General features: G+C 49.3%; 10 protein-coding genes and 1 pseudogene. 5 read left to right on the top strand and 6 right to left on the bottom strand.

The window, feature by feature from the left end; translation table 11 throughout:
• Positions 1–44 precede the first annotated feature (44 nt).
• From B498_RS01675 to B498_RS01690, 4 genes are all read right to left on the bottom strand, one after another.
• Positions 45–614 carry a hypothetical protein gene (locus B498_RS01675; protein WP_008503225.1) on the bottom strand — a complete coding sequence of 190 codons (570 nt, stop codon included), beginning with the start codon at positions 612–614 and terminating at the stop codon, positions 45–47.
• A 15-nt stretch (positions 615–629) separates the two neighbouring features.
• Positions 630–1,595 (bottom strand): hypothetical protein, encoded by a 966-nt coding sequence (locus B498_RS01680; protein WP_008503224.1) that lies wholly within the window; start codon positions 1,593–1,595, stop codon positions 630–632.
• A 160-nt stretch (positions 1,596–1,755) separates the two neighbouring features.
• Positions 1,756–2,664, bottom strand: a complete 909-nt coding sequence (locus B498_RS01685) for a LysR family transcriptional regulator (RefSeq protein WP_008503223.1) — start codon at positions 2,662–2,664, stop codon at positions 1,756–1,758.
• A gap of 195 nt (positions 2,665–2,859) precedes the next feature.
• A complete protein-coding gene (locus tag B498_RS01690) occupies positions 2,860–3,897 on the bottom strand; it encodes an aldo/keto reductase (RefSeq protein WP_008503222.1) in 1,038 nt (345 codons plus the stop codon).
• Between the two features lie 423 nt (positions 3,898–4,320).
• Here B498_RS01690 and B498_RS01695 point away from each other — a divergent pair, with 423 nt between their 5' ends.
• Together B498_RS01695 and B498_RS23430 are read left to right on the top strand one after the other, a co-directional pair.
• A complete protein-coding gene (locus B498_RS01695) occupies positions 4,321–4,764 on the top strand; it encodes a PACE efflux transporter (RefSeq protein ID WP_008503221.1) in 444 nt (147 codons plus the stop codon).
• 113 nt (positions 4,765–4,877) lie between these two features.
• A pseudogene (locus B498_RS23430) lies at positions 4,878–5,021 on the top strand (VOC family protein); the annotation flags it as partial.
• 60 nt (positions 5,022–5,081) lie between these two features.
• Here B498_RS23430 and B498_RS01700 read toward each other — a convergent pair.
• Positions 5,082–5,855, bottom strand: coding sequence for a DeoR/GlpR family DNA-binding transcription regulator (locus tag B498_RS01700; protein WP_008503220.1), 774 nt, complete (start codon positions 5,853–5,855; stop codon positions 5,082–5,084).
• An 86-nt stretch (positions 5,856–5,941) separates the two neighbouring features.
• Between B498_RS01700 and B498_RS01705 the strand changes: the two genes are divergently transcribed.
• Positions 5,942–6,526 carry an NUDIX domain-containing protein gene (locus B498_RS01705; protein ID WP_008503219.1) on the top strand — a complete coding sequence of 195 codons (585 nt, stop codon included), beginning with the start codon at positions 5,942–5,944 and terminating at the stop codon, positions 6,524–6,526.
• Between the two features lie 286 nt (positions 6,527–6,812).
• Complete coding sequence (locus tag B498_RS01710; RefSeq protein WP_008503218.1) at positions 6,813–7,505, top strand: helix-turn-helix transcriptional regulator; 693 nt, start codon at positions 6,813–6,815, stop codon at positions 7,503–7,505.
• A 14-nt stretch (positions 7,506–7,519) separates the two neighbouring features.
• Here the strand turns inward: B498_RS01710 and B498_RS01715 are convergent, their stop codons facing one another.
• Positions 7,520–8,158: an acyl-homoserine-lactone synthase gene (locus B498_RS01715; RefSeq protein WP_008503217.1), complete on the bottom strand. Its 639-nt coding sequence runs from the start codon at positions 8,156–8,158 to the stop codon at positions 7,520–7,522.
• 438 nt (positions 8,159–8,596) lie between these two features.
• Here B498_RS01715 and tam point away from each other — a divergent pair, with 438 nt between their 5' ends.
• Positions 8,597–9,355 (top strand): trans-aconitate 2-methyltransferase, encoded by a 759-nt coding sequence (tam, locus tag B498_RS01720; protein ID WP_008503216.1) that lies wholly within the window; start codon positions 8,597–8,599, stop codon positions 9,353–9,355.

Genomic DNA, 9,355 nt, shown 5'->3' with positions numbered 1-9,355 from the left:
AAAAAAACCCCGCCGGTAGCGGCGGGTTTTTACGGGATGAATGCTTAGCGCGCCTTGCTGATCAGTTTGCGCCAGGCTCTGTTATGCAGAGTAAATAGCAGCATCTTATAGAAAGCGGTAGAGAAGATGCAGCTGCCACTAAGCCCCAGCATGACAGTACTCACCATCGCAGCGGTCAGACTGACGCCCGGAGCAGCGCTACCGCTCAGCGCGGCCAGCAAATAGGCTGCCGTTAATACCAGACTCATCACCGCCAGCGTAAGATGTAACCGCACGGCGCGCATGCTGCCTTTGCCAATCATAAACATCGTCACGCCGTTGATGCTTGCGAACAGGAGGGCGATCAGCACAACCCACACGAATACGCGTTCGGCTGGCTGGCCGAGTGCGGCGAGTACATCATAGCCCAACCACAGCTGAGGAATCGCGAAGCTGACAATTACCCCGAGAGTACTGATTGCCGCCGGAATACCCATGGTGTGTAGACCCACAGGTTTGCCCATTTCTTCAGCCAACTGAGTCTTTAGCTGTTGCAGCTGTGTCGGGGAGGTATTGCTTATGCTGGTAGCCACCTCGTTACAGTGTTGCAGGCGACGGGTTAAAACTTTAAACATTTAAATACTCAGCGTTCAGTTAGGTAAAAATGATTGCAGCACACCTACTACATAGCGTCCTGACTGGACGGTATTTTGTGGATTGCGGATAGTCCCAGTGAGTGAGCTCCCCACAAAGGCCGATGCGTTGTTGACCGCACTCATCAGTTCGCGCTGCAGTGATTTTTGTAACGATTCGCTTGGGAAACGTTTCGGATAAACACCTGCGCGGATCGCGGCCTTTACCCCGGCACTGGAGATACCTGGATTCTGCGCTTTAATGATCTCTTCCGTGATGCGCTTACGTTCGGCACGGCTCAGGCTCTGGAACCAGGCGGTAACTTTACTTGAAGACGCCGCTTTCATCAGCTTGTACGTTTCTAAAGTACCTCTTAGCGCGGTTCCTGCCGCAGCAAGCGAAATGACATCCAGAACTGTCGTGGTGGCAACGTACCAGTCCTGGCTGTCAAGCCATGCAACATCGGAACCATGGTCGTTATGGATAGCCAGCAGACGGCCCGCGCCAATCATGCATTGCGCTCCCGTAGCCAGTGTACCGGACAGACTAATCGCCGCAATCACACCAGACCCGCCAGCGGTAAACGGTACTGCCGCACCGGCACCAAACGCCATGACAAGCGTAACAATCATCGCGCCACAGGCAAAACCGGTCGAGGTAATTTCCGTAGCAAGTGACGGAGTAGTTAGCGTCGCAACCACAGCTTTTTCTGCACTGATTTCCTTAGCATCCGGAATTTTACTGATGACTACATGGCTGACGGTGCTCTGATTCACATCAGCAATGCGTCGAGACGGGCGAACCAGCCAGCGTTGCTTGCCATCATCAAAAATGATGCCGACATTGTAAAAATTACGCGTGCAGTCGAGCTGTGCGGCCAGCTTTTTAAAATCGATATCTGCACCGGCCTGTAGGCCAAGGCTTCGCGAGAGATCATAAGAGGGAAGGGTGCTGTCAGGCGACTGCTGACCGGGTAAGTTCATCGAGGAAGCTCCTTCATTCCGTGAGGACTATTAATTAGCAGGGTAATATATTGAAAAAATTTATGATTCGAAGATTAATACTTTGATAATAGCAGCGTTAACTCGGTGATCAAATGATTCCTACAACTGTTCCCGTATCGTCCCGCATGGAAGCGCTATTTCACAACCCCAGCGGCCTGGCCTCCTGTATGAACTCAATCAGAAGGCGAAGCCCGGTCGGCAGTTGCCGGCGGCTTGAATAATAGATATGAAAACCTTCCTCCAGCGGGGACCATTCCGTGAGCACCAGGCGGAGCCGACCATCCTTCACATAGGGTTCAACAAGAGGCTCCGGAAAATACATCAGACCAGCTCCGCCTAATACGGCCACAAGGCCCGTTTCAGCCTGGTTGACCGTCACTGAGCCTGGCACAGTGATTTGGTACGTTTCGCCGTCTCGCTCAAGTTCCCAGCGATAAATCCGATCGTCGCCGAGACGATTGCTTATACAACGATGGTGTAATAAATCATCCGGATGTTCAGGCGTTCCGTAACGTTCCAGGTAGTCTGGGGATGCGGCGATAACCCAGCGAATATCGGCAGATAAACGCCGGGCAACCATGTCTTCCGGGACGGTGCCACCATAGCGGATACCGGCATCGAAGCCCGCATCAGTGACGTCAACCATACGGTTGCTGGCCACAATATCGATTTCAATATCGGGATAGCGATCCATAAACGCGGGCATAACTGGCGCAAGCAAAAGATTGGCCGCTTCAACGGCAGCATTGATGCGGATACGTCCGCCAGGGGTATTACGATACTTGTTAAGCGATTCAAGTGCGCCTTCTATTATGTCGAAAGGCTGAAGGACAGACTGAACCAGTTCTTCACCTGCTGCCGTAGGGGTGACGCTCTTGGTCGTGCGATTAAGCAGGCGAACCCCGAGCCGGGTTTCCAGTCCCTTCAGGGCATGACTAAGCGCTGATGCACTGACACCTAATTCAATCGCCGCACGGCTGAAACTGCGATGACGTGCAATAGCCATGAAATAAATGAGATCGGCAACATCAGCTCTGCTTATTTGCATACAGAATCGTTTTCCTTGTGCGTTAAGGCCCGAATGTATTGATACGGAAATGATATACACCATAGACCGATTAGCGCTAATCCGTTGCTGAATTTATTTCACAAGTCCATCCTCTCATCGCCTCTCACTGAACACGTTGTGCTTCGTTATTCTTGAAAATAATGAGACCCGGCAACGCCGGGCCAGGGAAGGGTGTTAACGGTTCTGTATTGCTGAAGGCGGCGTGAGTGAAGGGGGCGTATCAGGAAGCGGGGGAATGATCCCGTCGACGGGGTGCGGCAGATAGAGTGCCTCGAGTTCCGTGATTTCAGCATCGCTAAGTGTAAAGTCCAGTGCGCTGATAGCCGTGGAAAGATGTTCTGGTTTGGTCGCGCCAATGATCGGGGCTGTGATGACCGTTTTTGATAGCAACCAGGCAAGTGCAACATGGGCTCTTGGCACATGGTGCTTTTCAGCAATGCTGGCAACAACATCAATAACGGGCTTATCCAGAAGGGCTGCGTTCTCGTACATTTTTAATGCAAAGGCATCGTTTTGCGTTCGTCGGGACGTGACACTCCAGTCGCGCGTAAGCCTGCCGCGCGCCATCGGACTCCAGGGGATCACTCCAACGCCCTGGTCTTCACACAGGGGCAGCATCTCGCGCTCTTCTTCCCGGTAAAGCAGGTTGTATTGCGGTTGCATCGTGATAAATCGAGTCCAGCCGTTACGCTCTGCAGTATGCTGCATTTTTGCAAAGCGCCAGGCTTCCATAGATGATGCGCCGATGTAACGTACTTTTCCTGATTTAACGAGGTCATGCAGAGCCTCCATGGTCTCTTCAACAGGCGTGGAGTGGTCAAAGCGGTGAATCTGAAAGAGATCCACATAATCCATACCTAAGCGCATCTGGCTATCGTCAATAGACTGAAAAATGGCCTTGCGGGAAAGAAACCCGGTATTGGGTGAGTTGCGCCACGGAAAGAAGGTCTTTGTCGCCACAACGATCTCATCGCGTCTGGCCATTTCTCTCAGCGCTTTTCCTGTGATCTCTTCAGAACTTCCGCCCGAGTAGATATTCGCGGTATCAAAAAAATTAATGCCTGCTTTAAGCGCCTGACGAATGAGCGGTCGTGACGCTTTTTCATCCAGGGACCAGGGTTGAGGCAAACGTTCGGGGTCACCATAGCTCATACAACCGAGACAAAGACGGGAGACTTTCAAACCGCTACGACCCAGATTCACATACTTCATTCGGTGTTCCTTCTTTTATGGCCAGCAATTCTGTATGCGACAGGTTATTGCACTGGCATGAAGGGTACCAGCATGTGCTATCGAATGGTGCTGTGAGTTTTTCTCAAAAAAGGTTTGTCATCGACAGTGGATTTTATCGAGAAGGTAGGACACCAACGTACTAATTTGTGTAGCTGCATGAGAGCACCATGGAGAATAGACCTATAAATGCAATTTAACATAATATACATTATGCGCACTTAAATAAGGAGAGGCAAAATCTGCATTTCTGCGGTCATGATTGACCTGGTCCATTGAATCATGTGAAGCCACCTTTTCAGGCATGATTTGTGTCGAGGCCCCGCACGACCCAACGTCTACGTTTACACATGGTTGAAAGACGTTTGATATACTTCAGCCTTTGCCCACTGCTGCCGTAAACTTATGGAAATTGAATTAGATAAAAGCTTTAGAGAAAGGATTTTCCACGCGGTCATTTTTGAAGTCACGGCCAACATTATCATCGCGCTGTCGCTTGCCTGGCTGATGAACGTGTCGGTACTCCAGTCTGGCTCGCTGTCCGTGATATCCGCGCTTACCGCCACGGCCTGGAATTTTGTGTTTAACAAATTCTTTGACGCTCTTCAGAAAAAATACCAGTTTGAAAGAACGTTCCTCGTCCGCGCGCTCCATGCGGCCTGTTTCGAAGCCGGACTTATTATCACGTTAATTCCTGTGGCCATGGTGATGCTGCATTTAACGATGACGGAGGCATTTTTTGTTGAGATTGGTTTGGTACTGTTTTTCCTGCCGTACACGATGCTGTTTAACTGGGTTTACGATTACCTGCGCTGGACATTTGTTGGACGGAAACGGTCTGCTATGTAACGAGATATCTGTCACATAGACGCACCTGTGCTCATATTCGACTCCTGTCACCTTCTATACTCTTCATTTCTCTATCGCTTTCAAGGAGTCGATAATGTTTGATCATGTGAATTTACCATGCCGCGCTGGGCGCTGGCGGACGTGATAACGGTGAGCCGGGGCTACGTTCCTATGGTGAAAATTACTATGCCGCTTTTGTCATCTCGCCTGATGGTCATAACATTGAAGCCGTATGCCATGCGCCGGAAAGTCGGTAGCCCAAATATTTCGCTTGAGAACATTTTAGACGCTAAATCCTGACAGCCAGTCGCTGGCTGTCAGAGGCTGTCACGATCTGAGGTCAGCACGACGGATACCCCCTTTTCCGATACCGCGCGGATCCACTCCTTATCTGTACCGTCTTCAACGATGATGGTATTCACTGATGATACATCGCCAATCACAAACGACGACGCGGTGTTGATCTTTTCCGGAGACGCCAGAACGACCGTTTCCGCGGCTCTGCCGGAGAATGCACGTTTGATGCATGCCTCTTCGAAATCACCGGTTGTCAGCCCCGCATCCGGATGAATACCGGTCACGCCCATAAAGAACAGATCTGCATGAATATTCTCTATGCCTTCGATGGCCGCCGCGCCGACCGCAACAATCGAGTGTTTATACAACCGTCCGCCGATCAAAATCACCTCAATGGCAGGATGATCAACAAGCCCCAGAGCAATACTCGGGCTGTGCGTCACCACGGTGATGCGCAAGTCAGGCGGGAAAAAGGTAATCAGCTCCGAGGTTGTCGTGCCACCGTCGATAATCACCACCTGGCCTGATGAAATCAGCTGTGCCCCTTTCCGGGCCACCCTTTTTTTTGCATCCATCTTCACGGATTGTCGTTCGGCAAACGGAGCAATTGCGGAAGATGACGGTAGTGCGCCGCCGTGAACACGCTGCAAACGCCCTTCTGCCGCCAGCTCGCGGAGATCGCGCCGGATAGTGTCTTCAGAGACGTCGAAAAGAATGCTCAGCGCTTTTGACTGGACCTGACCTTCGGCACCCAGCTTTTCAAGGATCAATTGTTTTCGCTGACGAGTGAGCATCCTGTTTTCCTGATGTTGCATGTTATACCTTGAAAGTGCATGATATTGCTGTTTATGAGTATTACTCTACGTAAGGAGGAACAATCGTGCAATCAAAACGTGCAGATGTGCGCATCATTAACAGTGAAACCCTGTCAGATAACTGGTACATCCTTAAAAAATATACCTTCGACCTGCAGCGTCGTGATGGCGAATGGCAGCGGCAACAGCGGGAAGTCTATGACCGTGGCAACGGCGCGACGATTCTTCTCTACAACCGTGAGAAAAAGACGGTCATCCTGACGCGCCAGTTCCGCTTCCCTGTTTTTATCAATGGCCATGAGGACGATTTAATTGAAGCGGCGGCGGGATTGCTGGACAACATGGATCCTGAAAGCCGCATCAAAGCAGAAGCGGAAGAAGAGACCGGATTCCACGTTACGCACGTAGAGAAAATCTTTGAAGCCTATATGAGCCCGGGCTCTGTCACGGAAAAACTCTATTTTTATCTTGCCGAGTATCAGCCGAAAGACAGAACCGGCGCCGGTGGCGGGATCAAGGCTGAGGGAGAAGATATCGACGTGCTGGAAATGACGCTTGAAGAGGCATTACGCCGCATTGAAACCGGCAGGATTGTCGACGGTAAAACCATCATGCTGCTTTATCATATTGCCCTGAAAGGCATTCTGTAACCCACTGGTTTAAATCCTGATTTCAATTTGTATGATCCTGGGGGAAAAGCGTAAAACCTCCTAAATTTTGCAGCCTACTATATTTAGTGAACGATTTTGAAATTCGATAAAAACATCAACAATTCCCTAAGTCATCTGCATTTACCATTCAAAAATCCCAAACGTTCACGAGGCTGCCAGTTGAGGCAGCCTGTCTTATCTGTTGACAGGATTAAAATGCGACTCGCTACAGATAACGAAGCATATTATACTTGCTCCTCCACTCGTACAGGAGGCAGCAACTCACGTGAAGGATACATATTACAACGACTTAACGATCAATACGCAAATTCAGAGTGAGCTGGACGCGTTTTTTGAGGACTTCAAAGGGATCGTCTTCGCCTACGCCATTATGAACAAGAAAGATCCCTCACAGATGAGGATAATCAATAACAGTCCAGAGTGGTTTACTATCTACCTTGAAAAAAAATATCAGTTCATTGACCCTGTTATCATTCGGGCTTTGCGCTGTGTGGAAGATTTTTTCTGGGAAAGTGATGTTGTCCTGTCAGATGGTTATAACCTGACGCGTATTTTCGACGAAAGTGTCCAGTATGATATTTATCAGGGACAGACGTTTCCTCTGCATGACTATTTGAATAATCTTGTTGTCTTATCCGTCATCAGTCCTAAGCATTCTGGGATTGACATTGAAAAATATCGGCCGCATTTTCTACGCTTCCTTGTTCAGTTACACCAGAAGACACTCAATCTGTATAGTCAGCATCAGCAGAAAAAGAATGTTTTCCTGTCGCCACGTGAGCGCCAGATCCTTAAATGGGTCAGCGCCGGAAAAACGTACGCAGAAATTTCTGTTATATTGTCTATTGCTGAGCGCACCGTTAAATTCCATATGGGCAACATCATGAAAAAGCTCGGTGTGAATAATGCAAGACACGCAATAAAACTTGGAACGGAACTCCGGTTACTGGAGGACTGAGCCTCAGCCACTGGTTATAAATGGCGTAAGTGCTCGAGCATTTCGCGAAGCCAGTGACTGGATTTGTCTTTGCTAATAATGTCTTCAATAATGCTGGTGCTGGCGGGCATATAAATATAGTAAATAATCTCGCCTTTTTCAGAAACACCGCGCTGAATAACTTCAACTTTCCAGTTCGCATGGCGAAATATGGCATACATTCCACGACTGGCTACAGCATACATTCCATGATAGTTGTTCTTCATGCAATAAATATTCATTGCAAGAAACAATGCTTTACTGGCGGGCACGCCATGCAGACTTGCGGAATCTCGTATTTCTTTATCTAAAAATAAACGGCTCACTTCACAACAAGGAACATCTGCGGGAAAAACAATGGGGTTATCGAAATAATCATGAAAAATTTCGCTTATCATTGTGGGCTGCGTTGCGTTAATAAATCGTGCGCCGCATAACAGCTGTCCATCATACATACCCAGTAAATATGTCGTGTTATGGGAATCAAATTGATCCTTCTCCATACCTTCGACGCATTCCACTTTCCAGTCGAGTCGGTCCCGAAACGTTTTTCTCCGGAGTCGGTAAAGTTCGCGCGCTAATGCTGAGGGTAAATCATCGTAGTCGTGTAAAAAAAATTCAATGACAGAATTCATGCTCTTGTTCCTGATAATAACACCTGAAACTATTATCACCTGTCTTTAAGGACAGCTTTCATTGTGCCGCATATTCCCTATACTTAAAAAGTACCTGACCACGAAGTTCTCGCAAAACTAAGCGGCCAGGAGGTCAAAGACCTACGAAACACCAGGGATATACCCATCGATGATTATCTAATATTTAAAGTTTCGGGTACAGAGCATAAGAAGCACTTTGCCGATAAAATATTAAAAAACAATAATCATAAAATAATTACAATAAATGTATTGCCCCTTAATCTTTTAAGGGGTAATATTTCCGTTTTATTATTTTTTGCACCTCTCCTCATTTTCTGACTCTGCTGGCTTCTTCTGGCCAAACACCCTCGCCACTACCGCTTTGCAGGCATCTGCCTGTGCTATTCTTGCAGAAACATGCAAAACGGAGAATTGATAATGGCCGACTGGAACCCTTCTCTTTACCTGCAATTTGGCGCAGAAAGAACGCGTCCGGCCGCAGAACTGCTCGCCAGAGTTCCTCTGGATGAGGCCGCTACCATCGCGGATTTGGGCTGCGGACCGGGAAACAGCACCGCGCTGTTGAAGCATCGCTGGCCTTCTGCTCACATCACCGGGGTCGATAACTCCCCTGCCATGCTCGAGGAAGCACGCGCCGCCTTACCCGATTGCCATTTTGTAGAGGCCGATATTCGTCAGTACACGCCCGGCCAGCCGCTGAGCCTGATTTATGCCAACGCGTCGCTGCAATGGATTCCGGACCATTACGATCTCCTGCCGCATCTAGTCTCCCTGCTTAAGCTAAATGGCGTGCTGGCGGTCCAGATGCCTGATAACTGGCTGGAACCCACCCATGTGGCGATGCGTGAAGTGGCGCTGGAGCAAGACTACCCAGATCGTGGCCGCGAACCGCTGCCGGGCGTACACGCTTATTACGATATTCTGTCTGAAGCTGGCTGTGACGTGGATATCTGGCGGACAACCTATTATCACAAAATGAGTTCTCATCAGGCGATTATTGACTGGGTAAGCGCCACCGGCCTGCGCCCCTGGCTTCAGGAACTGAACGAGAGCGAGCAGAAACGGTTCCTGAAACGCTACCATGAACTGCTGGAAGAGCAGTATCCGCTCCAGGAAAACGGGCAGATACTGCTGGCTTTTCCAAGGTTGTTTATCGTGGCTCAACGCCAGCCCTGA

The organism is Enterobacter sp. SST3 (assembly GCF_000286655.1).
Lineage (GTDB): Bacteria > Pseudomonadota > Gammaproteobacteria > Enterobacterales > Enterobacteriaceae > Enterobacter > Enterobacter roggenkampii.
This window is presented reverse-complemented; position numbering and strand designations above follow the sequence as displayed.

What these genes read in the sequence shown, in the direction of transcription:
- B498_RS01675 (WP_008503225.1), bottom strand. Translation starts at nt 614, where the DNA reads ATGTTTAAAGTTTTAACCCGTCGCCTGCAACACTGTAACGAGGTGGCT.
- B498_RS01680 (WP_008503224.1), bottom strand. Translation starts at nt 1,595, where the DNA reads ATGAACTTACCCGGTCAGCAGTCGCCTGACAGCACCCTTCCCTCTTAT.
- B498_RS01685 (WP_008503223.1), bottom strand. Translation starts at nt 2,664, where the DNA reads ATGCAAATAAGCAGAGCTGATGTTGCCGATCTCATTTATTTCATGGCT.
- B498_RS01690 (WP_008503222.1), bottom strand. Translation starts at nt 3,897, where the DNA reads ATGAAGTATGTGAATCTGGGTCGTAGCGGTTTGAAAGTCTCCCGTCTT.
- B498_RS01695 (WP_008503221.1), top strand. Translation starts at nt 4,321, where the DNA reads ATGGAAATTGAATTAGATAAAAGCTTTAGAGAAAGGATTTTCCACGCG.
- B498_RS01700 (WP_008503220.1), bottom strand. Translation starts at nt 5,855, where the DNA reads ATGCTCACTCGTCAGCGAAAACAATTGATCCTTGAAAAGCTGGGTGCC.
- B498_RS01715 (WP_008503217.1), bottom strand. Translation starts at nt 8,158, where the DNA reads ATGAATTCTGTCATTGAATTTTTTTTACACGACTACGATGATTTACCC.
- tam (WP_008503216.1), top strand. Translation starts at nt 8,597, where the DNA reads ATGGCCGACTGGAACCCTTCTCTTTACCTGCAATTTGGCGCAGAAAGA.